The sequence below is a fragment of the Micromonospora sp. NPDC047740 genome (assembly GCF_043204735.1).
Taxonomy (GTDB): Bacteria; Actinomycetota; Actinomycetes; order Mycobacteriales; family Micromonosporaceae; genus Micromonospora.
The window spans coordinates 738,512-764,166 of the sequence record NZ_JBIDCT010000001.1; the positions used below are offsets into that span (position 1 = coordinate 738,512).

Genomic DNA, 25,655 nt, shown 5'->3' on the forward strand with positions numbered 1-25,655 from the left:
CGGCCGTCCGGCCGGTTGGCCCACGTGCGGCCTTCCGCTGGCACGGGAAGGTGCCACATCTCGTATCCCTTGGAGAGCTTGATGTTCCGCTCCCCGGCTCGGGTGTTCGCCGCGCTGAACGCGGCGCGACCACCCGATCAGGTGGTCCCGATCATGGGCAAGGCGGTCGTGCTCGGTGGCAGTGTCGCCGGGTTGCTGGCCGCCCGGGTGTTGTCCGATCATGCGGAGAGCGTCGTCATCATCGACCGGGACGACCTGCAGGTGTCCGGCGAGCGGCCCGGTGTGCCGCAGGGGACGCAACTGCACGCGCTGCTGCCCGGCGGCTTCCTCCAGCTCGAGCGCCTGTTCCCGGGATTCCGCGAACAGGCGCTGGCCCAAGGCGCGATCGAGGCTCCACCCGCGGCCAGGCGCAACTACCTCGACGGCCGCCGGAAGGTTGTCGTACCCGACGACGCCGACAGCTTGGCGGGGAGCAGGCCGCTGCTGGAAGGGCTGATCCGCCAGCAGGTGCTGCGACTGCCCAACGTCAAGACGGTCACCGCCCGCGCCACGGGCCTCGTCTGCGACGGTGCCGTGACCACCGGGGTCCATTGCGACGTCGGCGGGCTGGCGGGTGTCGAGTCCGGTGATCTCGTGGTGGACGCCATGGGGCGGTCGAGCAGGCTGTCCGATTGGCTGGAGCAGGCCGGCTGGGAACGGCCCGTCGCGCGGCGGATGCCCGTGCACCTGAACTACGCCACCGCCCTGTTCCGACGCCGGGAGACGAACCCGGAACTCGCGGTCGTCCTGGCGCTGCACAGTCCGGGGATGTCGTCGGACGTGGCCGGCGCGGCGTTCTTCGCGGTCGAGGATGGCCGGTGGATGGCCATGATGGCCGGTTACGGGGAGAACCGTCCGGGGCGGACCGCGGACGACTTCGTACACCGGCTGCGAGAGCAGTTCCCACCGGAGTTCGGCGAGGTCGCCGGGGGCGAACTGCTCGGCGACGTCCAGACCTACCGTCATGCGGACAGCCGGCGACGGGACTTTCACACGCTGAAGCGGTTTCCGGCCGGGCTCGTCAGCGTCGGCGACGCGGTCGCGTCGTTCAACCCGGTGTACGGGCAGGGGATGACGGCGGCGGCCCTGCACGCTGCCTGCCTGTCGGCGTACCTGCGGTCTGGCCCGGATCTGGGCGCTCCCGCGCGCCGGTTCTTCGCCCTGCAGAAGGTGGTGGTCGACGCCGCCTGGTCGACGTCGACCTCCGCCGACCTGGCGCTGCCGCACGTCAACGGGCCCTACCCGCGCGGGTACCGGGTCGCCAGCTGGGTGAGCCGGCAGATCGTCGCGGCGACCGTCACGGACGTGACGACCGCGCGGCGGTTCAACGAGGTCGTGTCCATGCGGGCACACCCACGGTCGCTGGCCACACCCGGCGTGATACTCGGTGCCCTGCGCGCCAACCGGCGGGCACGTTGATCCGGTCCGGCTAAAGCTCGGCCGCCTTGTCCAACGCCGTCAGGAAGTCGTCCACCAGGTCGGCCGTGTCCTCGATGCCGGTGGAGACGCGGACCAGCCCGTCCCCGATACCGCTGGCGGCCAACTGCTCGGCGTCCACGATTCCCGCCCACATCGACCTCGGGTGCACCAGCAGGGTGCTGACGCTGCCCAGGCTGGCCGCGCGCTTGGCCAGCCCCAGCCCGGCCAGCAGCGCGGCGGCGCCCGCCCGGCCAGCCTTCAGGTCGACGCTGAGCACCCCGCCGAAGCCGGTCATCTGCCGGCGGGCCAGCGCGTGCTGGGGATGCGACGGCAGTCCCGGGTAGCGGACCCGGGCCACCGCCGGGTGACCCTCCAGGGCCCGGGCCAGGGCGGCGGCGTTGCTGTTGTGCCGCTCCACCCGCAGCGGCAGCGTACGGATGCCGCGTAGCAGGAGCCAGGCGTCGACCGGGCCGAGGGTGCTGCCCGTGACGATCGCGGTCTGCCACACCCGCTCGATCAGTTCGGCGGCACCGACGACCACCCCCGCCGAGACGTCGGAGTGGCCGCCGAGGAACTTGGTGCCGCTGTGCCAGACCAGGTCCGCTCCGGCGCTCATCGGACGCTGGTTCACCGGCGTGGCGAAGGTGTTGTCGACCACCACGAGCGCGCCCGCCGCATGGGCCAACTCCGCGACGGCCGTCAGGTCGGTCAGCTCCAGCAGCGGATTGCTGGGCGTCTCCACCAGCACCAGCCGGGTCTGCGGGCGCATGGCTCGTTCGAACGCCCCGAGGTCGGTCTGGTCGACCTGGGTGCAGGAGACCCCGAAGCGGGGCAGCAGTCCGGTGGCGAGTGAGGTGGTGCCGCCGTATGTGCTGCGCTGCACCACCACGTGGTCGCCGGCGGAGAGCAGGGCCAGCGCGACGGTGCTGATCGCGCCCATTCCCGAGGCGGTGACCAGGCCCGTCTCCGCGCCTTCCAGTTCGGCGACCACGGCGGCCACCTGGGCGTGGTTGGGGTTGCCGTACCGGGTGTAGAAGGTGCTGCCCCGGGTCTCGGTGGCGATCGCGGTGAACCGCTCGTCGGACTCGGCGCTGAAGGTCGCGCTCTGCACGATCGGCGGCGCCACCGCCCCACCAGGGTTCAGGCCGTCGTCGCCGTGCACGGCGGTGGTGCTGAGGCCGGTCAACGCTGCTCCTCTCGATAGCTGAGAACGGCCGACCGGGCCGGCGCGGGCCGGCCCGGTCGGCCGCTGGTCAGGGGTCAGGCGGAACGGGCCACCCGGTCCACCAGCGCACCGTAGCTGCCCAGCGTCACGAACTCGGGCAGGGTGAGGTCGCTGCCGTGGCGCTGCCGCAGCATGGTGACCAGCCGCAGGGCGCGCAGCGAGTCCCCACCGGCGGCCAGGAAGTCGGTCCCCGGGTCGCTCGGCGCGACGCCGAGCACCTCCTGCCAGGCCGCCGCCACCCGGGCCGCCCACCTGGTCCGCGCGTCGTCGTCGAGCGCTGGCCCGAGCGGGGCGACGGCGGGTAGCGGTGCGATCGGGTCCGCGGCCAGCAGCCGGCGGAAGCCGTCGGCGAAGGCGTCGACACGGTCCGCGGGGACGTGCCGGTGGTCGTACTGGACGGTGAGAGCGAGGCGGCCGGTGTCGGCGTCCAGTTCGGCGTCGACGGCGAGGCTGAACGCCACGTCCACCGTGATGCCCCGACTGTCCACGATGCGGCTGCCGCCGTCGGCCGGCCCGTTCGGGAAGTGGGTCCAGTTGAAGAAGTGGTCGAAGCGGGGGCCGGCCCCGCCGGCGCGGACTATCTCGGCGAGCGGGAAGCGGTGGTGCGCCATCAGCTCCCGCTCGGCCCGCCACACCTCGGCGGCCAGGTCGGCCAGGGACCGGGCGCCCAGCTGCACGCTCACCGGCAGGGTGTTGAGGAACAGGCCGAGGGTGGCGTCGCTGCCGTCCCCCTCCGGCCGGCCACCGACCACCAGGCCGCTGACCACGTCGTTGCGGCCGGACAGCTCGCCGATCAGGCGCAGGTGGATGGCGAGCAGCCAGGACTTCACCGGCACGCCGGCCGCCCGCGAGGCCTCGGTGACCACGTCGGTCGTGCCGGCCCTGACCGGCACCCGCCGGGTGGTGGTGGTCCGCGGATCCGGGCCGCCGAGCAGCAGCGGCGGCACCGCGCCGGGGCCGTCCAGCCAGAACCGGCGGGTGACCGGGTCCGCCAGGGCGTCCCGCTCGGCCGCCACGTACTCCCGGAACGGCAGGCCGGGGCGGGCCGGTCGGGCGCTGCCGGCCCGCTCCCGGTCGTACGCGGCGAGCAGGTCGGTGAGGAACAGGTGCAGGCTCCAGCCGTCGAGGATGGCGTGGTACTCGGCGACGATCAGGGTGAACCCGTCGGCGTCCTCGCGGACGGCGTGCAGCCGCAGCAGCGGCGGGCGGGCCCAGTCGAAGGGGCGTACCCGCTCTTCCGCCACCAGCTTGTCGACCCGCTCGCGGCGGGCCTGCGGGTCGGCGTCGGCCAGGTCCGTCACCGGCACCTCGACCGGCACGTCCGCGTGTACGAGCTGCAACGGCTCCGAGTACGCGCCCAGCGCGAACCCGGTCCGCAGCACCGGGTGGGCGGCCACCAGGCCGGCCAGCGCGCGGCGCAGTGCCGCCGCGTCCAGCGGCGCCGCGATCCGGTGCGCGGTGACGTTGTGGTACATCGCCGGGTCGCCGGTCAGCTCGCAGTGGTAGACCATGCCCTGCTGCAGGGCGGTCATCGGGTACGCGTCGGTGAGCCCGGCGGGCAGCAGCTCCCGGTCGGCGGCGGAGACCAGTGCGAAGCGCTCCGCTTCCTCGGCCCCGCCGGAAGCCGTGGGCTCGGCGGAAGCACCGTCGAGGGTGATCTGCCCGTGCGTGACGAGCTCCCGGATCGACTGGTAGGTGAAGATGTCGCCGAGCCGGAAGGACAGCCCCCGCTTGTTCGCCGCGACCTGCATCTGGATGCTGCGGATGGAGTCGCCGCCGAGAGCGAAGAAACTGTCGGTCACGCCGAAGCTCGCCACCCCGAGGACCTCACGCCACGCCTCGACCAGGATCTCCTCGGCCCGGTTGGCGGGCGTCACCGCCGCGCTGTCGCGAGGCCGGTCGAGGCGGGGCGCGGGCAGCGCTGCCCGGTCGAGCTTGCCGTTGCGGGTCAGCGGTAGCTCGTCGAGGAGCACCACGGCGGTCGGGAGCAGGTGGGTCGGCAGCCGGTCGGCCAGCCAGCCGGTCAGGCGCTCCGCCAGCGGGCCGGCCGCCGGCCCAGCCGGGACGACCACCGGCGGGCGCGGATCGGCGGCGTACTCCGGGCGCACGGCGTGCAGGGTGTGCCGGTCGGTGCCGACGAGCAGGTCGTCCTGCCGGGTGACCACGTCGAAGCCGTGGCCCTCGAAGAACGCGACCAGCTCGGCCAGCCGGCCGTCGGTCTCGGTGCCGGCCGCGTCGTGGACCTCCATGGCGACCTGCGCGATCAGCGGCCAGTGCCGGTCCGCCAGCCCGGCGAGCACGTCCGCCTCGGCGCGCTGCACGTCGATCTTCAGCAGGTCGATCCGCTGCGGGCCGATCTCGTCGAGCACGGCCGACAGCGGCCGGACCGGCACGGTGAGCTCCCGGCCGGCGAAGCGTTCCGCCAGCAGTTCGTCGACCCGGCCGAGCAAGACGTCCCGCTCGTCGGCGCCGGCGTCCCGCTCGTTGGCGAGGTACCGCTTGATCACCGACACCTCGGCGGCCGGGTCGGCGTACGCGGCGTGGCCGGACATCATCGAGTAGCCCGGGTAGTAGGTGAAGGACACCTCCCCGGCCGTCCGGGACAGTCCGAACCCGTGCACCGTGGCCGGTACGCCGAACTCGGCGACGTTGCGCCGCAGCACGTCGGCGACCGACGGCACCGGTTCGAACGCGTGGATCGTCGCGTCCGGGCAGACAGCGTGGACGAACAGCGAGAACATGCCGATGTTCGCGCCCACGTCGAGCACGGTCGCCCCGGGCCGCAGCACGATGCCGTCGCGCAGGTAGACCTGCTGGACGAAGATCTCGTCGTACAGGTAGCGAGTCTCGTGCGGATTGATCCCGGCGATCCGCTCGACGTCGACGGCAGCGGTCCCGGCGGTGCGGCCCGGCCGGACGTAGGCGACGAGCCGGTGGCCGTGCCCGTCGTCGTCGCGGGCGACCACGGCGGCGTCGGCGACCTCCGGGTGCTCGCGCAGGACGGTGGCGATCTCGCCCGGCTCCACCCGGAAACCGTGGATCTTCACCTGGTCGTCCAGGCGGCCCAGGTAGCGCAGCCGCCGGTCGGCGTCGAAGCGGACCCGGTCGCCGGTGCGGTACACCCGTTCGGTCCGGCCGGACGGCAGCGCCACCGGCACGAACCGCTGCGCGGTGGTGTCCGCGTCGCCGAGGTACCCGTCGGCGAGCTGCGGCCCGCTGACGCAGAGTTCCCCGGCCGCGCCCGGCGGCACCGGCCGCAGCTGCCCGTCGAGCACCCAGACCGCGACGCCGGGCAGCGGCCGGCCGATGGTCGGGGCGTCCCCGGCGCGGATCTGCGCCGCGCTGGTGTCCACCGTGCACTCGGTCGGGCCGTACAGGTTGACCGCGCGGACGTCGGGCAGCGCCGCCACCGTCTCCCACAGGTCCGGTGCGATGGCCTCCCCACCGAGCAGCAGCAGGCCGGGCAGTCGGGTGTCGCCCGCCCCGGCGAGCAGGATGCGCAGCTGGGCGGGGGTCAGGTCGAGCACGTCGACGTGGTGGTCGGCAAGCGCGGCGGCCAGCGCCGCCCCGTCCCGCCGGACGTCCTCGGGGACCAGGTAGAGGCTGCGGCCGTGGCCGAGCTGCACGAGCTGCTTGATCGAGGCGTCGAAGGTGAGCGGAGCGTTCACCGCCACCCGCAGCCCCGGGCGGCTGCCCGCGTACACCGTCAGCTCGAGGGCATCGGCCAGGTGCGCGCCAGCGCCGTGCGAGACCTGCACCGGGCGGGGCGTGCCGGTGGAGCCGGAGGTGAAGATCACGTACGCCGGGTCGGCCGGGGCCGGCACGGTGGTGGGCGGCTGGCCGCCGGCCGCGACGAGCTCGTCGACCGGCACGGTGGCCGGGCTGCCGACGCCGACGACGACCTGTGCGCCGACCGCGCGGACCTGGGCGGCGAGGCGCTGCGCCGGGGCGTCCGGGTCCAGCGGGACGAACACCGCCCCGGCCCGCAGCACGCCGAGGAACGCCACGACGGTGTCCCGCGACCGGGCGGCCAGCACCCCGACCGGGGTGCCGGACAGTCCCCGAGCGGCCAGCGCGCCGGCCACCCGCGTGGCCCGTTCGTGCAGCTCACCGACGGTGTACGCGCCGTCCGCGGCGACCACCGCCACGGCGTCGGGGTCCATGCCAGCCAGGCCCGCGTCGAGCAGGTCGACGAGGGTTCGTCCCGGCGTCTCGGCGGTGCTCCCGGCCGCTTCGGCCAGCCAGCGGGCCTCCCCGTCGCCGAGCACGGCCAGTGGGGCGGCGGCGGTGAGCGCGGCGGGCAGGGTCCGCAGGATCGCCAGCAGTGCGTCGAGCAGCCACTGCCCGCCGACCACCCGCAGGGTGACCTGGTCGCCGTCGGTCCGGGCGGTGAGCTGCGGGCCGCCGGCCGGCGGCGGGTCGGCCACCGCCACGGCGGCGCCGTCGAGGCCGGCCACGGTGGCCGGGTCCACGGTGGGCAGCACCGCGAACCCGGCGACCGCCTCGGACTGCTCGTCCACCGGTTCGACCAGGTGGAACGCGTCGTCGGCGGCGGTCTCGGCGGCGTGGACGCAGGTCAGCAGGTCGGCGGGGGCGGCGGGCAGCGGCAGGGCCAGCCGGAGCGGGCCGTAGCCGCCCAGCGGTCCGACCACTTCGGCAGTGCCGGCGGCCTGGCGGCCGTCGCTCCACCGGGCCAGCACCAGGTCCGCCTCATCGGCCCCGTCCGGCGCCTCGGCACGGCGGGAGACCGCCAGGGCCCAGGCGGCGAGGAGCGCGGTGGCCGGCTCGACATTCGCGGACCGGGCGGCGTCGGCCAGGGTGGCGGCGGGCACCGTCGCGGTGACCACTGCGGTCGGGTCGTCGCCGTGCGGGGTGACCAGCCGCGCGGCCGGGGTGGTGGGCGCGGCGGCCGGGTTCTGCTCCCGTTCCTCGAGTTGCCACTCGGCGACGTCGAGGAACTGCAGGGCCTCCGGGTCGTCCGGCAGCGTCTCGCCGGCGTAGGCCCGGGCCAGGTCGGCGAGGACCAGGCGAAGGCTGGCCGGGTCGGCGATCAGCGGGGTAGCGGTCAACTCCAGGGCGTCGTCGGTGAGGGTGACCGACAGCTCGCCCTGGGCGCCGATCACCACGGAGCGGTTGTCGTCCACGTCCTGCAACGGCACCCGCAGGCCGGGGTGGTGCATCAGGGTCAGCCGTAGCGCCTCGTGCCGGGCCACCACCGTGTCGACGGCGGCCTGCAACCGCGCCCGGTCCAGCGGCCGGTGCAGCCGGACCCGGGCCCGGATCAGGTCCTGCTTCCCGGACCAGGCCAGGCGCTGGATCGGCGACAGACGGTATCCGTTCACAACTCGCTCCGGTTGACGTAGAGGTCGGACATGGCGACGAGGATCTCCCGGTCGCCGCTGAAGGATTCCCGGCCGTGGGTGGCCAGGAAGTTGTCCACGACCAGCACGTCGCCGCGCTGCCAGGGCACCGAGACGGCGTGCTGCCGGTACAGCTCGCGGATGCCGGTGACCACCTCGTCGGGGATCGGCTCGCCGTCGCCGTAGTACGCGTTGCGGGGCAGCCCGTCCGGGCCGTACTCGCGCAGCAGCGCGCCCGACACCTCCGCCGGCATGTTGGACACGTGGAACAGGTGGGCGTGGTTGAACCAGACCGTCTCCCCGGTACGCGGATGCGTGGCGACCGCCTGCCGCCGGGCCCGGGTGCGCAGCCCGTCCCCACCCAGCCAGGTGAACTCCGTCGCCGAGGCGGTGCAGTACGCCTCCACCTCCGCCCGGTCGGTGGTCTGGAACGCCTCCTGCCAGGGCAGGTCCAGGTGCGGGCCGTAGTTGCGCACGTAGCAGACGCCGGAGCGCAGGAACCGCTCCCGCACGTCGGCCGGGATCAGCGGGGTGATGACCCGCTCGCTGGCCAGCGGGGTGGCCCCGCCGTCGCAGGTGGCCGGCTGCGCGCACCAGAAGTAGAGGTAGGTGGGCCAGTTGTGCGAGTACGACATCTCGTGGTGCAGCGGGATCCACTGCTCGGCGTTGAACTCGGTGGAGGTGAACACCCGGTCGGCGACCTCGTGGCGGGGGGCGGCCCGCTCCAGGTAGCCGAGCAGGTCCGGGCTGACCGCCCGTGCGGCCTGACTGAATTCGTCGGCGGTGCCCACCTCGAAGCCGCGGAAGAACACGGCCCCGTAGCGGTCCAGGTCCTGCAGCAGCTCCTCGCGCCGGCCGGCAAGCCAGCCGGCCAGGTCGAGGTCGGGCACGGTGGCCTCGACGAGCAGCACGAACTCCTCGTCCACGAGCACCCGCCGGGACACCGGCGAGGTGACCGGACCGGTACCGCGCCGACGCGGCCCCGGCCCGCTCACAGCAGCACCTTTCGTTCGCGGCTGCGGGGCTCGCAGGCCCGGCTCACTCTTCGCGCTCACGGCGCCACCTTTCGTTCGCGGCTGCGGGGCTCCCAGGCCCGGCTCACTCCTCGCGCTCACGGCGCCACCTTTCGTTCGCGACTGCGGGGCTCGCAGACCCGGCTCACTCCTCGCGCTCACGGCCGGTCTCCGTCGGGGCTGTGCCGGAGCGGAGCGCCTCGGTCAGCTCGGGCGCGGCGACCGGGTCGGACATCGCGGTGAGGATCCGTCGGGGCGGGGTGAACGGCTCCCGGGCGTGCGCGGCGAGCATGTTCTCCACTAGCAGCACGTCGCCGCGCCGCCACTCGAAGGAGCGGGTCTCGGCGGCGTACGCCGCCCGCAGCTCGGCCAGCACCTCGTCGGGGATGGGCGTGCCGTCCCCGTACGCGGTCTGGTAGGGCAGGTCCTCCTCGTCGAGGGCGGCCCGCAGGCCGGCGCTGACGTCCTCGGGCAGGGAGGTGACGTGGAAGAACAGCGCGTGGTTGAACCAGGTCCGCTCTCCGGTGACCGGGTGGCGGCGTATCGCCGGGCGGACCTGCCGGGTGCGCAGCTGCTGGTCGCTGACCCATTCCACGTCGATCAGCGCCCGGGCGCAGTACGCCTCGACGTCCTCGCGCCGCTCGGTCTGGAACGCGGTCTGCCAGGAGAGGCTGATGCCGGGCAGGTAGTTGCGCCGGTAGAGCACCCCGCGCCGCTCGAACTCGGCGACCGTCTCCGGACGGAGCCGGGCGAGCACCCGGCGGCTGTCGGCCAGCGGAGTGCGCCCGCCGGCGGCCGGCGCCACCTCGCAGTGGAAGACGATGCGCAGCGGCCAGTTCACCGTGTACGACTGCTCGTTGTGCAGCACGATCGGCTGGTCGGCGGGGTGCTCGGTGGAGGTGTACACCCCCTCGGTGACCTGGCTGCGCGGCGAGGAGCGTTCGCCGTAGGAGAGCACGTCGCCGGAGACGGCGGCCATCACGGTGCGGAAGTCGTCCGGGCCGGCCACGGCGAAGCCGCGGAACAGCACGGCTCCGGCCCGGCGGGCCAGTTCGTCGACGTCGTCGCGGTGGCCGGCCAGCCAGCCGGCCAGGTCGATGTCGGGCACGTTGGCCTGCACCAGCGCCGGCAGCGGGCCACCGGGCCAGTCGGGCCGCACGTCCACCAGGTTCCGGTCGCGGCCGCGACGGGGGATGGTCCGCGCGACCCGGGTCTGCTCACTCATCTTTCGCTCCAAAGGTGTCGGCGCAGTCGGCCAGACTGCGCCGGGGGTCGGCGGCGGCGGTACGCAGCAGCGCGGTGAACCGCCGGTGCCACGCGACCACTCCGTCGTGGTCGAACAGGTCGGTGCGGTAGGTCCAGAGCGCCTCCAGCCCGTCCCGCCGCTCGTCGAGCCAGAGGGTCAGGTCGAGCCGGGCGGTGTCCGGGGTCAGTTCCACGCCGGTGAACTCCCCGGCCGCGCCGTGATGCCGGGCCGGCGGGGCGTTCTGCACGCCGAAGGCGACCTGGACGAGGGGGTTGCGGTGCGGCCGGCGGGTGGGCCGCAGCCGCTCCACCAGCAGGTCGAACGGGACGTCCTGGTGGGCCGCGGCGAACAGGGTGACCCGGCGGGCCTCGTCGAGCAGGTCGGCGAAGCGGCGGTCGAGGGCGGGCCGCAGCCGCAGCGGCAGGGTGTTGACGTAGCAGCCGACGCTCTGCTCGGCGGCGACGCTGGTCCGGCCGGCGAACGCGACGCCGACCAGCAGGTCGTGCCGGCCGGTGGCGGTGCCGAGCAGGGCGGCGAAGGCGGCCAGCCCGACCATGTGCAGGCTGACCCGCTCGGCCCGGGCCAGGTCCCGCGCGGCCGCGGCGGTGTCGGCGTCCACCCGGGTCCGCAGCGCGGCACCGGACGCGGCGTGCTGGCCCGGACGCGCGACGGGCGGCGCGGGCTGACCCGGCCGGGGCGGGGCCGCGGGCAGGTCGAGCAGGTCGGGCGCGCCGCGCAGCTCGTCGAGCACGTCGGCCACCGCCTGCCGTCCGGCCGGCCCGGCCAGCCAGTTCCGTTCGGCCAGGGCGAGCGCCGCCGGGCCGACCGCCGGGGGTTGCCGGACCGCCGCGTCGGCTGCCTCGGCGTCGTACGCGCGGGCCAGGTCCCGCACGATCACGCCGAAGGACCAGTCGTCGCAGACGATGTGGTGGACGACCAGCAGCAGCGCCACCGCGTGGCCGGTGTCGTCCGATACCAGCTGGGCGCGCAGCAGCGGGCCGCTGGCCAGGTCCATCGGTGACCGGGTGGCTGCGGCGGCGAGCCGGGTGAGCCGGTCGTCGAGCGGCGTGCCCGCCTCGGGCGGCGTGACGACCGGTGCCACGTCCGGGGTGGGGTGGAGGTGCTGCACCGGCCCGTCGGGTCCGGAGGGGAACGTCGTGCGCAGGGCCGGATGCCGGTCGACCACTCGACGCAGCGCCCGGGCCAGCCGGTCCGGGTCCAGCGGCGTGGCGAACCGGATCGCGAAGGCGAGCAGGTAGGAGGTGTCGTCCGGGTCGAGTTGGTGCAGGAACCAGAGCCGGGTCTGCGCGGCGGACAGCGGGGCGGGGCCGGCCGGCGCCGGGGCGGGCGGCGCGCTGACCGGCGGCGGGTCGGTGGTCAGCCCGTCGAGGTGGGCGGCCAGCGCGGCGAGGGTCGGGTGGGTGAAGAGGTCGGCGGGTCGGACCGGCCGGCCGGTCGCGGCGGCGAGCCGGGTGGCGCAGCGGACCGCGAGCAGGGAGTCGCCGCCGAGGGCGAGGAAGTCGCTGTCGGCGCCGGGGACGGGTACGCCGAGCACCTCGCGCCACACGGCGGCCACCGCGCCGGCCGTCCCGGGCAGCGGTCCGGCGTCGGGTGCGGTGTCGTTGCCGAGGGTGGGGGCGGGCAGGGCTGCGCGGTTCACCTTGCCGTTGGGCAGGGTGGGCAGCCGGTCCAGCCAGACCAGGGTTGCGGGGACCAGGGGCGCGGGCAGCACCTCGGCCAGCCGGGCGCGTACGTCGTCGCGTCGCTCACCGACCAGGTAGCCGACGAGCAGCGGATCACCGCTCGGTCCCTCCCGTACGGCGGCGGTCGCTTCGCGGACCCCGGGCAGGCCGGCGAGGCGGGCGGAGACCTCGCCCAGCTCGATCCGGTAGCCCCGCAGCTTCACCTGGTCGTCGAGCCGACCCAGGTAGGCCAGCTGCCCGTCCGGTCGCAGCCGGACCCGGTCGCCGGTGCGGTACATCCGCTCGCCGGGCCGGAACGGGTCGGGCAGGAACCGGGCCTGGGTCTCCTCCGGCCGGTCGAGGTAGCCGCGGGCCAGGCCCGCCCCGGCCAGGTAGAGCTCGCCCGGATCGCCCGGCGGGACCGGCTGCCCGTCCGGGTCGAGGACGTAGGCGCGGGTCTGCGGCAGGGGGCGGCCGATCGGCGGGTCTCCGCTGTCCGGTGGCACCTCCGCCCAGGTGGAGTAGGTGGTGTCCTCGGACGGGCCGTAGAGGTTGCACAACCGGCGTACGTGCGGGCGGGACCACACCCGGGCGGCCAGCGCGGCGGTGAGCGGCTCGCCGGCCAGGCAGACGGTGCGCACGCTCCGCGGTAGGGCGCCGGCGGTGAGCAGTTCGCCCATCGCGGAGGGGACGGTGTTGACCAGGGTGACGGGCAGCCGGTCCGCCCCGGGGGCGGCGAGGGCCAGCACGTTGTCGACGAGCAGCACCCGGCCGCCCCAGCAGAGCGGGGCGAAGATCTCGAAGATGGACAGGTCGAAGCAGACGGAGGTGGCGGCGAGCAAGCCGCCCAGTTCGGCGTCGTCGAAGGCCTGCCGGGCCCAGTGCATGAGCAGCGAGGCCGACCGGTGTTCGATGGCCACGCCCTTGGGTCGCCCGGTGGAGCCGGAGGTGTAGATGACGTACGCCAGGTCCGCCGGCGTGGCCGGCACCGCCGGGTCGGTGCTGTCCTCGGCCGGGTCGAGCCGGTCGACCAGGATCGCGGTGTCGGGGAACCGGTCGGCGAGGTCGGAGTGGGTCAGCACCAGCCGCACGCCGGAGTCGGCGGTCATGAACGCCACCCGGGCCGGCGGGTAGGCCGGGTCCAGCGGGACGTAGCAGGCGCCGGCCTTGAGCACGGCGAGCAGGGCGACCACCAGCTCGGGCGTGCGCGGCAGGCAGACGCCGACGCGTTCCTCCCGGGTCACCCCGCGCTGCAGCAGCACCCGGGCCAGCCGGTTCGCGGTGTCGTCGAGCTCCCGGCAGGACAGCGTACGGTCGGTGTGCCGTACCGCCTCCGCGTCGGGGGTGCGTGCGGCCTGCGCCGCCACCATCCGGTGCAGGCAGTCCGCGGCAGGCGCCGCGCCGCTCGGGCGCCGGCCCGCGGCCCGGCGGGTGGGGCCGGCGGGTCGGGTGGGTGCGCTCACCGGCGTGGACCTCCGCTCTGGTGCAGCGCGAGCTGGCGGTCGGCGGCCTCCTGCAGGCGGTCCTTGTCGGCGAGGATGACGGCGCCGGGGTCGTTGTCGGGCAGTTCGTCCTCGACGTTGCGGATCGGTCGGTAGGCGATGCCGACGGCGGCGAGGGCGAGGGAACAGAGTCCGGCCACGATTGCCGCGACGGCCATGCCGCGACCCGGTCCGGTGCCGACCACGGCGGCCAGCGCACCGTCGGGCGACACCATCGGGGCGAAGACGTGCTCCGCGAGCGGGCCGGCGGTGAGGAAACCGGCCGGCACCATCAGCCAGGACAGCATCTGGCCCATGGACAGGACCCGTCCCTGCAGCTCCAGCCCCACCTTGGCCTGCACGATGGCCAGCCAGTGCGTGTTCACCAGCGCGGTGGCCAGGCCCATGCCGAACAGGCCGAGGGTCGGGAACAGTGGGCTCGGGTGCAGGCCGACGGTGAGCAGTGACGCGCCGAGAAGCACGACGCTGGCCAGGATGCCGGTGGTACGCCGAGCCGTGCCGCCCCACACGCCCATGAGGACCGAGCCGACGAGCATGCCGACCCCGCTCGCGGCGAGTACCCGGCCCAGTACGGCCGGGTCGCCGAACGACAGGGTCAGCGGGGTGACCAGGACCTCGACCATCGAGAAGAAGTAGTTCAGCGACGCGGTCAGCACGACCAGCGCCACCAGGCCGTGCCGGCGGATGATGAACCGCCAGCCGCCGAGGATCTCCCGCAGGAACGGCTCCTCGCGCCGGACGAAGAGGGTGTCCGGGAAGCGGACCGACAGGGTGACGGTGACCGCGACGGCGAAGGTGAGCAGGTCGATGACGACGATCCCGCGCAGCCCGACGGCGATCACCAGCGCGCCGCCGACCAGCGGCGCCAGCACGGTGCTCGTCGCCGTGCCGAGGGAGACGATGCCGTTGGCGCGCCCGTAGTACCGCTTCGGTACGAGTTGGGTGACGGCCGCCAGGTAGGCGGGTTGCTGGAAGGCGGTCGCCACCGCGGTGACGGTGATGGCGGTGAACACGTGCCACAGCTGGAGTTGCCCCAACCACAGCAGGAGGGCGAGGCTCACGGTGCCGGCGGCGGCCAGGGAATCCGCGAGGACCATGATCCGCCGTCGGTCCCACCGGTCCGCCAGCGCGCCGGCGATGGGGGAGAGGACCACGGCGGGCAGCAGCGCCAGGACGGTGGCCGTGGCGAACAGCGAGACCGACCGGGTGTGCTGGTAGACCCACAGGCTCATGCCGAAGCCGGTCAGTCCGCTGCCGATGAGCGAGACGAGTTGACCGATCGCGATCAGGTAGAACACCGTCAGGCTGGGCATCGTCCGGCGCGCGACGGGCCGGTGGGCGGGCGGTGCGGCCGAGACAGCAGCGACGTGTTCCGGCTGCTCGGGTAGCGGCGGGGGCGCGGCGTCGGTTTCCGGGGCGTCGCCCCGCGGCGGAGCTGCCGCGGTCGACGCGTCGCAGCTCGCCAGGATGATGCTCGCCAGCTCACCGGGCTGGTGCTTGGCGAAGTAGTGGCCGGCGCCGTCGATGACCTCCAGCGACACCCGGTCGGAGAAGAACTCCCACTCCAGGTACCGCTCCTGGTACAGCTCGGTGGCGCGGTCGCCGCTGCCGACGACGCAGACGAGCGGGGCCGACAGTTTCCGGGGCAGGCCGTTGGCGTAGACGTCGGTGTAGTAGTCCTCGCCGGCCGCGGAGTCGGCCAGGACCACGCGCATGACGAAGTCCTTCTCGTTCTCGTCGAAGACCTCGGTGAAGAAGCCCATGGCGCGCAGCGCTTCCAGGGTCCGCCGCTTCGACGTCCAGCGTTCCAGCGGGAACCACCGGCGCAGCCAGGTGAACAGCCGGCCGGGCAGTCTCGGGGCGGGGAAGTGGGCGCCGATGACCACCCCGGTCAGGTCGACGCCGGCTGCTTCGAGCCGGCGGGCCAGCTCCACCGCTTCGGCGCCGCCTACGCAGTGCCCGTACACCGCCACCGGGCCCTTGATGCCGTCGAGGACCTCGGTTACGCAGCGGTCCACCAGTTCGTCCAGGCCCAGCAGGGGTTCGTCCGGGCGGTTCAGGTCGTGGCCGGGCCGTTCCAGCGCGTACAGGGACACCCCCGGTGGGAGGGCGTCGGCGAGGGGCTGGAAGGTGATCGCGCTGCCGCCGCCGAACGGTACGCACAGCAGCGTCAGCTGCGTCGGCGTCGCCGGTCGGGACGGGGTCAGCTCGTGCAGCAGCCGCCCGGCGGAGCCGCCGGTCGCGTCCAGGTGCTCGGTCAGCGACCGGATCGTCGGGTAGCGGAACAGGTCGAGGACGCTGATCGCCGGGTCGTTCCCCGCCAGCGCCTTGATGGCCTTGAAGGAGTCGCCGCCGAGGTCGAAGAAGTCGTCGTCGATGCCGACGCTGTCGTAGCCGAGCACCGCCGCCCACCGTTCGGCCAGGGCCTTCCGCAGCGGGGTGTCCGGTGGGGTGGCGCCGACGGTGGCGCTGCCGCGTCGGGGCGCGGGCAGGGCCGCGCGGTCGACCTTGCGGTTGGCGTTGAGCGGCATGCGGTCGAGCACCACGAAGGCGGACGGCACCATGTAGTCCGGCAGGTAGGTGCGGGCGAAGGCCCGCCACGGCGCCGGGTCGGCGTCGAAGTCGGCGGTGACGTCCGACGTCGCCCCCTGAGTCGCGTCCGGGTCGGGTTCCGCTGCGGTGGTCAGGGTCAGGTAGGCCGTGATCGTCTTCTCACCCTCGTCCTCGCGGACCACGACGGCGGTGTCGCGTACCGACGGGTGGCGGCGCAGCACCGCCTCGATCTCGCCGAGTTCGATGCGGAATCCGCGCACCTTAACCTGCGAGTCGCTGCGACCGACGAACTCGATGCGGCCGTCGGCCAGGTAGCGGCCGAGGTCGCCGGTGCGGTACAGCCGGCCGCCGCCGTTCGGGTCCGGCACGAACCGCTGCGCGGTCAGCGCCGGGTCGCCGTGGTAGTCGCGGGCCAGTCCCGTCCCGCCGAGGTACAGCTCACCGAGGACGCCCACGGGGGCGGGGGACAGCTGCGGGTCGAGTACGTAGATCCGCATGTTGCCGATCGGGCGGCCGATGGTGAGGTGCGTGCAGCCGGGCTCGATGCGTTCCATGGTGGACCAGACGGCGGCCTCGGTCGGACCGTAGAGGTTCCACAGCGCGCCGACCCGTTCGGCCAGTTGTCGGGCCAGCGGCGCGGACACCGCCTCGCCGCCGCACCCGGCCGTCAGGCCGGGCAGTCCGGTCCAGCCGGACTCGATCAGCAGCCGCCAGGTGGCCGGGGTGCCCTGAGCCAGGGTGACCCGTTCCGTGGCGAGCAGCTCGGCCAGTCGGGTCGCGTCGTAGGCGACGTCGCGGCCCACCATCAGCATCCGGGCGCCGACCACGAGGGGCAGGAACAGCTCCGGCACGGACATGTCGAAGGCGAAGCTGGCCATCGCGAGCATGGTGCCGTCGGCGGTCAGACCCGGCCGTTCACGCATGGCGGCCAGCGTGTTGACGACGGCGCCGTGCGTCACCCGTACGCCCTTGGGGCGCCCCGTCGACCCGGACGTGTAGATCACGTACGCGAGGTCGTCCGGACCGGCGAGGGGCTCGGGGTCGGTGTCCGGCTCGGTGGCCAGGGACGCTTGGCCGCTGGGCAGCACCTCGCCGGCGTACCCGGCGAACCGGTCGGCGAGGTCCGCCTCGGTGACCAGGACCGGGGCGGAGCTGTGCGTCAGCACGTACCGCTGCCGCTCGATCGGGTAGTCGGGGTCCACCGGGACGTACGCGCCGCCGGCCTTGAGCACGCCGACCAGGGTGACCGGCAGCTCGGGCGTGCGATTGAGGCAGACGGCGACGGTGACGTCCGGGCCGACGCCGGCGCGGCGCAGCCGGTGGGCGAGCCGGTTGGCCCGGGCGTTGAGTTCGGCGTAGGTGAGCGTGGTCGTCCCGAACGTCACGGCGGGCCGGTCGGGGTTCGCCGCGGCCTGGTGTTCGATCAGCTCGACGAGGGTCGGTGTCTTCCCGTCGCGCCCCCGCGTGGCCCAGCCGAGCGGGGTGGCCGTGTCGTTCCATTCGGCGACGCGGGCCAGCTCGGCGGGGGTGAGGACGGCCATTTCCGCGAGCCGGACGCCGGGGTCGGCGACGGCGGCGGCGAGCAGCATCTCCAGGTGCCCCATCATCCGCTCGGCGGTCGCCGCGTCGAACAGGTCGGTGTTGTACTCCAGCCGGAACCGCAGCCCCTCGGCCACCTCGTACGCGTACAGGGCGAGGTCCTGCTGGGCGATGCCCGGCTCGACAGCGAACTGGACGATCCGCAGCCCGGTGGTCCGCAGGTCCTGTTCGGGCACGTTCAGCATGTTGAACATCACCTGGAACAGGGGATTCCGGCTGAGGTCGCGGGGCGCGTCGACGAGGTCGACGAGGCGCTCGAACGGCACCTCCTGGTGGTCGTACGCGCCCAGCGCCGTGCGCCGCACCTGCGTGAGCAGCTCGTCGAAGGTCCAGTCGCCGTCGACGACGGTGCGCAACGGCAGCATGTTGACGAAGAAGCCCACCATCGGTTCGAGCTCGGCGCGGACCCGCCCGGCGACCGGGGTGCCGACACAGATGTCGGCTTGACCGGTGTAGCGCCAGAGCAGGGCCTTCAGCGCGGCCAGCACGGTCATCGCCAGCGTGGCGCCTCGGGCCTGGCTGAAGCGGCGCAGTTCGTCGGCCGTCTGCGGGGGCAGGATGAGGGTGCTGACCGCGCCGTCGAACGTCTGCACGGGCGGCCGCGGCCGGTCGGTGGGCACCTCCAGGACGCTGGCCACGCCGTCGAGTTGCCGGCGCCAGTACCGCATGTCGTCGCTGTCGGTGTCCGCCATCCGGTTGCGCTGCCAGCGCGCGTAGTCGCCGTACTGGATGGCCAGTTCGGGCAGCGGCGAGGGGCGGCCGTCGAGGACGGCGTCGTAGAGCGTGGCCAGCTCGCCGGCGATGATGCCGAGGGACCACCCGTCGGAGACGTTGTGGTGCATGGTCAGCGACAGCACGTGCCGGTCGTCGGCGATGCGGAGCAGCACGGCCCGGAACAGCGGCCCGCGGGCCAGCTCGAACGGACGTCTGACGTCGGCGGCGAGAGCCTGGTGCACCCACGGCGGCACCGCGTCGGCGACCGCGGACTCCACGATGCTGCGGGTACCCCCGAGCGGGTCCGTCTCCGCGCCGGCCGGCGCGGACCTGATCGGCAGCTCGACCGGGCCGGGCGGCAGCACCTCCTGAACCGGGTCGCCGTCGGGGCCGAGCGGGAAGACGGTACGCAGCGACTCGTGCCGCCGGACCAGCTCCGCGAGGGCGCCGCGCAGCGCGCCGACGTCGAGGGTGCCGTCCAGCAGCAGCGTGGTGCTGACGGTGTAGGCGTTCTGGTGGTACGCCTGGTCGAGGAACCACAGCCGGTGCTGCCCGGAGGACAGCGGCGCCGGACCGGTGCCGGGGTCGGTGCGGGGGATGGCCGGCGGGGCCGGCGCGGCGGCGGGCTGCTCGGCGGGAACGTCCACGGGACGGGCGGGTGCGGTGCCGGTCGCCGGCAGCGCCGCCGCGAGCTGCGCGACGGTCGGCTGCGCGAAGACCGTCTCGAGCGGCAGCGCCACGCCGAGCTGGGCCCGCAACCGTACGACGAGTTGGGTGGCGAGCAGCGAATGCCCGCCCAGCTCGAAGAAGTTGTCGAGCGCCCCGACCGGCCGGATGCCGAGCAGCTCGCTCCAGATCTCCGCCACGCACTCCTGCGTGGGCGTGTTCGGGGCGACGTAGGCAGTGCTGAGGACCGGCCGGTTGCCGGCATCGACGGGCTCGGGCGCGTCCGGCGTGGCCGGGGCGGTGGCCACCAGGGCAGGTGCGGGGTCCGCAGCGATCGTGCGCGGCACGGCGTCCACCCAGTGCCGGTGCCGTTCGAACGGGTAGCCGGGCAGGGCCAGCCGCCGGCGCGGGCCGTGGAACCGGCTCCAGTCGACCGGTACGCTGGCCAGCCACATCCGGCCGACCGCGTCGAGCATGGTGGTGACGTCGTCGGCGTCGCTGCGCGGATGCCGCATCGCCGCCACCACCTGACCGGGCTTCAGGCCCGCCAACCGGGCCAGCCCACCGAGGGCGTGCCCGGGGCCCAGCTCGGCGAGGACCACGTCCTGCTCGGCGAGCAGCGCGGCCGACTCGGCGAACCGCACCGGTTCCCGCAGGTGCCGCACCCAGTAGCCGGGATCGGTGACCTGGCCGGGGGTGACCGGGCCGCCGGTCAGGTTGGCCAGGTAGGGGTGCTCGGGTTCGGCGTAGGTGACCCGGCGGGCGTGGTCGGCGAACTCGTCGAGCACCGGGTCGAGCAGGGCGGAGTGGTAGCCGCGGGTGACCCGCAGCGGCCGGCAGTCGATGCCGTCAGCCGTCAGCCGCAGGCGAAGCTGCCCGATCGCCTCCGGGGCGCCGGACAGCACGCACAGCTCGGGGGCGTTGACGGCGGCGAGCGACACCCGGTCGTCGAGCAGCCCGGCCACCGCCGTCTCGGGCAGGCTCACCGCGAGCATCGCCCCGGCCGGGGTCCGCTCGACCAGCTCACCGCGGGCGGCCACCAGGCGCAACGCGTCGGCCAGGGAGAAGACGCCGGCGAGGCACGCGGCGACGTACTCGCCGAGGCTGTGCCCCACCATCAGGTCCCGGGTCACGCCCCGGGCGAGCAGCGCCCGGGCGAGGGCGTACTCGGTGACGAACAGCGCGGGCTGGATGAGCCGGGGCTGCGCGAGCAGCCGCTCGGCCTGCTCGGGTGCGTCGGGCGCCGGGTAGAGCAGGGTACGCAGGTCCAGCCGCAGGTCATCGCGGAGCAGCTCGGCGCACTCGTCCACCACGGCCCGGTAGGTCGGCTCCGCGCGGTACAGGCCGGCGCCCATCGCCACGTGCTGGGCGCCGTGGCCCGGGAAGGCGAACACCAGCGGTCGCCGCCCGCCCGCGTGGACGCCGGTGAACTGCCGCTGCGGCGAGTCGAGCGCGGCCAGCGCGTCGGCGCGGTCCGCCGCGACGAGGAAGCGCCGCTGACTCATCGACTGCCGCCGGCCCAGGTTGGCCGCCACGTCGGCGAGGTCCACCGCCGGGTGTGCGTCCAGCCAGTCGCGGACCTGCCCCGTCTGCCGGTCCAGCGACTCCGTCGTACGGGCCGACACAACCAGCAGCTGCGGCCCAGCGGCCGGCGTCTCCGGCGGCCCGGCGGGCGGCGTGGCGGGCGGCTCCTCCAGCACGACGTGGGCGTTCGTGCCGCCCATGCCGAACGAGCTGACCCCCGCCCGGCGAGGGCCGTCGCCGGGCCATGGGCGGGCGGTGTCGTTGAGGTAGAACGGGCTGCTCGCGAAGTCGATCGCCGGGTTGGGTCGGCTGACGTTGATCGTCGGGGGGAGCGTCCGGCGGTACAGCGCCATGACCGTCTTGATCAGGCCGGCGACACCGGCGGCGGCGTCGGTGTGCCCGATGTTGGCCTTGACGGAGCCGAGGGCGCAGAAGCCGCGGTCGTCGGTGCCGGCCCGGAACGCCTCGGTCAGCGCGGTCACCTCGATGGGGTCGCCGAGGCTGGTGCCCGTCCCGTGGGCCTCCACGTAGCTCAGCGAACGGGGGTCCACGCCGGCCGTCGCGAGGGCGCTGCTGATCACCTCGACCTGGCCGTCGACTGCCGGCGCCGTGTACCCGGTGCGGCGCGCCCCGTCGTTGTTGATGGCGGAACCGCGGATCACCGCGTAGACGGTGTCGTTGTCCGCGACGGCGTCCTCGAGTCGCTTGAGTGCGACGATCCCGACGCCACTGGATTCGATGCTGCCGCGCGCGTCCGCGCTGAACGGGCGGCAGTGCCCGTCGGGGGAGTAGATCCCACCGTCGTGGTAGAGGTAGCCGCGTCGCTGCGCGGGGAAGATGCTGACGCCACCGGCCAGGACCAGGTCGGATTCGCCGGTCAGCAGGCTCTGCCGGCCGAGGTGCACGGCCACCAGCGAGGTCGAGCAGGCGGTGGCGACGGTGACGGCGGGACCGGTGAGGTCGAGCTTGTAGGCGACCCGGCTGAGCAGGAAGTCCTTGTCGTTGCCGAGGGACAGTTGGTGCTCGCCGAGAGCGCTCATCAGCTCGGGGTGGCTGCTCAGATGGTCGAGCAGGTAGCTGCTGCGACCCGACCCGGCGAACAGGCCGATCCGGCCGGGGTGGCCGGATGGGTCGTAGCCGGCGTGCTCCAGCGCGTGCCAGGCGCATTCCAGCAGGAGCCGGTGTTGCGGGTCGAGGGTCTGCGCCTCGCGGGGCGTGATGCCGAAGAAGGCCGCGTCGAACTGGTCGATGCCGGGCAGGTAGGTGCCGGCCCGGACGTACGCCGGGTCGTCGAGCCGGGTCGGGTCCGCGCCGTCGGCCAGCATCTCCTCGACGGTGAACTCCTGGACCGACTCCACGCCGGTCCGGATGTTGTGCCAGTACTCGTCGAGGCTCCGGGCGCCGGGGAAGCGGCAGGCCATGCCGACGACGGCGATCAGGCCGCTGGGCTGCCCGGTGTCGTCGCTCGCGCCGGCGTGTGCGACGCGGGCCGGCGCGGGGCGTGGGGCGGCCGGGGCGGTCGCCGTCCCGGTGGTGGCGTTGGTGAGGAACACCGCCAGCGACTCGACGGTGGGGTTCCGGAACAGGTCGGTGACCGTGACGACGTCGCCGAGCCGTGCGCGCAGCCGCTCGAGGACGGCCAGCAGGCGCATCGAGTGGCCGCCGAGGTCGAAGAAGTTGTCCCGCACCCCGACCCGGTCGACCCCGAGCACGTCGCGCCACACGTCCACGACCAGCCGTTCGAGGCGGATCCGGGTGGCGTCCCACTGGACCGGGCCGGGGCCGGCAGGCGCAGGTCGTTCGGCTGTGCCCGGCTGGTCCTGCTGAGGCGCGAGGCGCTGTCGCGGCAGGTCCGGTGCGCGACCGGGGGCGGGCAGTGCGGCCGTGTCCACCTTGCCGTTGCCCGTCAGCGGCAGCGCGTCGAGGAAGACGAACGCGGCGGGAACCATGTATGACGGCAGGTCGGCGGCGAGGGCCGCCCGGAGGACCCCGGTGTCGTGGCCGGTGTTCGCGACGCCCGCCACGTACGCGACGAGCTGCGGGTCGTCGGGGTCGTCCCGGCGCAGCTGCACCGTCACGTCGCTGTCCGGCAGGTGCCGCCGGACGGCCGCCTCGATCTCGCCGCACTCGATGCGGTAGCCACGCAGCTTGACCTGGTTGTCGGTGCGGCCCAGGTATTCGAGGTTCCCGTCCGGGCGCATGCGCACCAGGTCGCCGGTGCGGTACAGCCGCGCGCCCGGGACGGACGAGTACGGGTCCGGGACGAACCGCTCGGCGGTCAGCTTCGGCTGGTGCAGGTAGCCGCGCGCCACGCCGGCTCCGCCGACGTGCAGCTCGCCGACCACGCCCGCCGGGACCGGGTTCCCCCACGTGTCGAGCACGTACAGCTCGGTGTTGGCGATCGGCCGGCCGATGGGGACCGAGCCGTCGCCCGGGGTGGCCGGGTCGACCTCGTACGCGGCGCAGCCAACCACGGTCTCCGTCGGCCCGTACTCGTTGACCAGCGCGGTGCCGGGGGCGTGGGCCCGCCAGGGCGCCACCTGGTCGGCGCGCAGGTTCTCCCCGCCGATGACGAAGCACCGGGTGCGGCCGGCCAGCTCGGCGGGGCGGAGCTGGTGGTTGACCAGGTCGAGCTGCGCCGGGGTGATCTTGACCAGCCCGAACGGCGTCCGCTGCCGGCGCAGCGCCTCGCCCAGCGCCTCCGGGCCGAGGTGTTCGCCGATCATCAGGACGGTGGCGCCGCTGGTCAGCGGGACCAGCAGGCTCGTGACGGTCAGGTCGAACCCGATCGACGAGTGCAGCGGCACGGTGTCCCCGGGCTGCAGCCGGTAGGCCTGGGCCGCCCAGCGTACGTAGTTGCAGACGCCGCGGTGGGTGACCATGACGCCCTTGGGGCGGCCGGTGGACCCGGAGGTGTAGATGACGTACGCGAGGTCGTCCGCCGACTGCTTCGGCCGTCGCCGCGGCCGCCGCTTCGGCCCACCGCCCGACCTGCCGTTGCCACGACCAGGCTCGGGCTGCGTAGCCGGGGTGTCCAGAGCCGGCACCAGCAGCGCCGTGTCGTCGGGCACCAGGTGCGCCAGCTCGGCGCAGGTGAGGACGACCGGGGCGGCCGTGTCGGCGAGCAGATAGCGCAGCCGGGCGGGCGGGTTGCCCGGATCCATGGGCACGTAGGCCGCGCCGGTCTTCAGCACGGCGAGGACCGCCACGGCGAACGGGACCGCGCGTGGCAGCAGCACGCCCACCAGGCCGCCGATGCCGACGCCCCGCTGGCGCAACGTCTCCGCCAGTGCCTCGGCCCGCGTGTGCAGCTCGTGATAGGTCAGCGCGGTGTCGCCGTCGGTCACCGCCACGCCGTCGGGGGTCCGGCGCGCCTGCTGCTCGATCAGCACGTGGACCAGGTCGTCCGGCTCGGCGGGGGTGGCGGTGCGGTTCCACTCCGCGACGAGCTGCCGGGACTCGCCCGGGGTGAGCATCGCGGCCGCGCCGACCGGCGCGCCCGGGTCGGCCACCAGCGACCGCAGCAGCGTCTGGAAGTGTCCGGCGAGGCGGACCATGGCGTCGTCGTCGAACAGCTCGGTGCGGTACTCCAGCACGGTCCGCACGCCGTCGGCGTTCTCCCGTACCGAGACGGTGAGGTCGAACTTGGCCGTCGTGCCGGGCACCTCGAGCGGGGTGACCTCGAGGCCGTCGAGGCGCGGGGGTGCGGCCTCGCGGCCGTACACGAACATCACCTGGAACAGCGGGGTGAAGCCGGGCCGGCGGGCCGGTCGCAGCGACTCGAGCAGCGCCTCGAAGGGAAGCGCCTCGTTGCTCAGGCCCTCGAGGACCGCGGTACGCACCCGGTCGAGCAGCGTCTCGAACGACGGGTTGTCGTCCAGCCGGGCGCGGATGGCGACGGTGTTCAGCAGCAGCCCGACGAGTTTCTGCGCCTCGGGCCGCTGCCGGTTGGCCGTCGGCGTGCCCACCACGATGTCGCGCTGCCCCGTCCAGCGGGCCAGCAGCACCTGCACCACGGCGAGCATGACCATGTACGGGGAGACGCCCAGCCGGTGGCACAGCGCCATCAGCGCCTCGGTGGGCACGTCCAGCGGGACCGACAGGGTGGACCCCGCGCTGGACGGCACGGCGGGCCGTGGCCCGCGGGTGGGCAGTTCGAGGACGGCGGGCGCGTCCGCGAGCTGGTCGCGCCAGTATGCGCGCTGGGCGGCCGCCTCCGCACCGCCGAGCCAGTCGTGCTGCCACGCCGCGTGGTCGTGGTAGTCGACGTCGACCGGGTCGAGGTCCGCCGGCTGCCCGGTGCGGTGTGCGGTGTAGAGCCGTTCCCACTCGTCGTGGAGGATGCTCACCGACCACTCGTCGACGGCGACGTGGTGCAGCGTCAGCAGGAGCACGTGCTCCTCCGGCGCGCAGCGCAGCAGGCTGGCCCGCAGTACCGGACCGTGTTCCAGGTCGAGCGGGATGCGCGCCTCGGCGTCGAGCCGGGCCCGCAGCTCCTGGTCGCGTTGCCACGTGGGCAGCCCGCTCAGGTCGTGCACCCGCAACAGCCCCGGGCGCGGGTCGTGGACCACCTGGCGCACGCGCTGCACGGCATCGTCCGGACCCGGCGACGCGGCCGCCGCCGGCGTGAGAGTGGTGCGCAGCGCGGCGTGCCGGGCCACCAACCCGTCGAGCGTTGCCGACAGAGCCGCCACGTCCAGCGCCCCGTGCAGCCGGTACGCCAGCGGCACCAGGTAGGTGGCCGCCTCCGGGTCGAGCCGGCTCAGATACCACATCTGGCGTTGCGCGTACGAGGCCGCGATCGGGCCAACGGGGCGCTCGGAGTCGACCCGGGGCCGCGCGACGTGCGTCGCTTGCCGGGACCTCAGGACGTCGGTCATCGAGTGTGCCTTCTCTGTGCCAGCACCGGCCGGAGGAGCGCCGCCAACGCGCCGGCCCGTTCCACCAGTTGCTCGTAGTCGGGTAGGGCGAACCTGTCCATGCCGGCCGGTTGACGTGGGATGCCAGCCCTCGTGATCAGCATGTTCATGTGACAGATGTAGATCCTTGATAGGAGAAGCCCGTTTGACATCATGGCACTGATGATCTTGATTGGGGGATCCCCGGATTGTGT

7 protein-coding genes are annotated in these 25,655 nt (G+C 74.2%); 1 reads left to right on the forward strand and 6 read right to left on the reverse strand.

The features are described 5' to 3' along the window. Positions 1-81 precede the first annotated feature (81 nt). Positions 82-1,458 (forward strand): FAD-dependent oxidoreductase, encoded by a 1,377-nt coding sequence (locus ACGF4F_RS03160; RefSeq protein ID WP_393074365.1) that lies wholly within the window; start codon positions 82-84, stop codon positions 1,456-1,458. A 10-nt stretch (positions 1,459-1,468) separates the two neighbouring features. Here the strand turns inward: ACGF4F_RS03160 and ACGF4F_RS03165 are convergent, their stop codons facing one another. The 6 genes from ACGF4F_RS03165 to ACGF4F_RS03190 all read right to left on the reverse strand — a co-directional run bounded on the left by ACGF4F_RS03165 (position 1,469) and on the right by ACGF4F_RS03190 (position 25,422). After that, a complete protein-coding gene (locus ACGF4F_RS03165; RefSeq protein WP_393074368.1) occupies positions 1,469-2,644 on the reverse strand; it encodes a trans-sulfuration enzyme family protein in 1,176 nt (391 codons plus the stop codon). A gap of 74 nt (positions 2,645-2,718) precedes the next feature. Further along, positions 2,719-8,025, reverse strand: a complete 5,307-nt coding sequence (locus tag ACGF4F_RS03170) for an amino acid adenylation domain-containing protein (protein ID WP_393074371.1) — start codon at positions 8,023-8,025, stop codon at positions 2,719-2,721. Then, the gene (locus ACGF4F_RS03175) at positions 8,022-9,038 is read right to left on the reverse strand and encodes a TauD/TfdA family dioxygenase (protein WP_393074374.1); all 1,017 of its coding nucleotides are present in this window, start codon (positions 9,036-9,038) and stop codon (positions 8,022-8,024) included. Before ACGF4F_RS03175 ends, ACGF4F_RS03170 begins: the two co-directional genes overlap by 4 nt. A 163-nt stretch (positions 9,039-9,201) precedes the next feature. After that, the gene (locus tag ACGF4F_RS03180; RefSeq protein WP_393074377.1) at positions 9,202-10,281 is read right to left on the reverse strand and encodes a TauD/TfdA family dioxygenase; all 1,080 of its coding nucleotides are present in this window, start codon (positions 10,279-10,281) and stop codon (positions 9,202-9,204) included. After that, entirely contained in the window at positions 10,274-13,447 is a 3,174-nt protein-coding gene (locus ACGF4F_RS03185) for an amino acid adenylation domain-containing protein (protein WP_393074380.1), read from the reverse strand. The genes ACGF4F_RS03180 and ACGF4F_RS03185 overlap by 8 nt, the downstream gene beginning before the upstream one ends. After that, a complete protein-coding gene (locus ACGF4F_RS03190; RefSeq protein WP_393074383.1) occupies positions 13,444-25,422 on the reverse strand; it encodes an amino acid adenylation domain-containing protein in 11,979 nt (3,992 codons plus the stop codon). The genes ACGF4F_RS03185 and ACGF4F_RS03190 overlap by 4 nt, the downstream gene beginning before the upstream one ends. Between the last annotated feature and the right edge of the window lie 233 nt (positions 25,423-25,655).